The sequence below is a fragment of the Streptomyces sp. LS1784 genome (genome assembly GCF_020103755.1).
In the GTDB taxonomy this organism is placed as follows: domain Bacteria; phylum Actinomycetota; class Actinomycetes; order Streptomycetales; family Streptomycetaceae; genus Kitasatospora.
Genome location: NZ_JAHSQD010001035.1, coordinates 1 through 1,453, shown reverse-complemented (window position 1 = coordinate 1,453; position 1,453 = coordinate 1). Strand labels below are relative to the sequence as shown.

2 protein-coding genes are annotated in these 1,453 nt (G+C 74.3%); both read left to right on the top strand.

The window, feature by feature from the left end; genetic code table 11:
- Nucleotides 1–158 precede the first annotated feature (158 nt).
- Complete coding sequence (locus KS423_RS45395) at nt 159–800, top strand: TetR/AcrR family transcriptional regulator (RefSeq protein WP_224285505.1); 642 nt, start codon at nt 159–161, stop codon at nt 798–800.
- Between the two features lie 88 nt (nt 801–888).
- Nucleotides 889–1,453, top strand: a 565-nt coding sequence (locus KS423_RS45390) for a DUF4188 domain-containing protein (protein WP_224285504.1), incomplete at its 3' end; no start/stop codon positions are given.

The following is a 1,453-nucleotide window of genomic DNA, read 5'->3' as shown; positions in this document are numbered from 1 at the left end:
GGGCCGGGGCCTCGCCGCGGACCCGCCCCGGCGGCCACGCCCTCCGCCGTCCGGTGGCCGCCGAGGCGCGGCTGACGGGTGGACGGGGGCGGACGTCGGGCCCCGTCCGGGTGCGTGACGGGGACGGGGGACCGCCCCGCTGTGGTAGCAAGACAGGCATGAGGGAGCGGGAACGGGAGCAAGCGCGGGAGCGGGGCGGCGGCCGGGGGGCGTACCACCACGGGGCGTTGCCGGAGGCGTTGGTGGCGGCGGCGTTCGAGGTGCTGGACGAGGAGGGCCAGGAGAAGGTGAGCGTGCGGGAGGTGGCGCGGCGGGCCGGGGTGTCGGCGGGGGCGCCGTTCCGGCACTTCGCCGACCGGCAGGCGCTGTTGACCGCGCTGGCGGATCGGGTGCTGACGGACCTCGTGCGGTGGCAGGAGGCGCAGGTCGCGGCGGCCGGGCCGGACGGCGGGTCGGTGATGCGGGCGGTCGGGCTGGGGTTCGTCCGGTACGCGCTGCACCATCCGCGGCGGTTCGAGCTGTTGCGCTCGCGAGTGTTCGCGGCCTCGGGGGAGCCCGAGCTGCGCGCGCAACTGGACGGCATCGACCGGGCGTTGATGGACGTGATCGTGGCGGACCAGGAGGCGGGCCGGCTGCGCCCGGGGGATCCGGCGCTGGTCGGGCTGGCCGGGCAGGCACTGGTGTACGGGCTGGCGCAGATGATCGTGGACGGCTACCTGCCGGCCGGGAAGGCGGAGGAGCTGGCCGGGCAGGTGCTCGACACCTTCGGCCAGGGGATCGCCAACCAGCGTGCACGGTAGCCGAATTGTGCTTGTGGTGAGCCTTGACCGGGTCATCCGGCACTGATGTAATCACCGCTTACATGGGTATGGGCGCGGGGAGGCAGAGATGTCCTGGTTCGCCAAGCCGCAGCCGGGCTACACCACCGCCGCCGCCACCGGCGACACCGTGGTGCTGCTGATCGGCATGCGGATCAACCGGTTCTGGGCCGTGCACCACTGGGGCCCGGTGATGTTCGCGATGTTCCGGATGCTGTACGAGCTGGGCCGGGGCCCCGAGCGCGGCCTGCGCGGACGCATCCTGCTGACCGCGTCGCCGCGCACCTACTACGTCGTCCAGTACTGGGAGTCGAAGGAGAAGCTGTACGGCTACGCGAGCGCGCCGGACGGCTTCCACCACACCGTGTGGGGCATCGCCAACCGCAAGCTGCGGGAGGGCAGGGCGCGCGGGCACGTCGGGCTCTGGCACGAGACGTACATCGTCCCCGAGGGCGGCTACGAGTCGATCTACTTCGACATGCCGGCGTTCGGCCTGGCCGGCGCCACCGGCCAGCTGCCGGTGGAGGAGCGCGGACGGCACGCCGCGCAGCGCCTGGCCTACCGGTCGAGCGGGACCGGCGGCGCGGGGGAGCCGAGCGGCGCCGGGAAGCGGGACGGCGGGGCCGTGGGGGACG

Coding starts and splice junctions, on each gene's coding strand:
- KS423_RS45395 (WP_224285505.1), top strand. CDS start 159: ATGAGGGAGCGGGAACGGGAGCAAGCGCGGGAGCGGGGCGGCGGCCGG.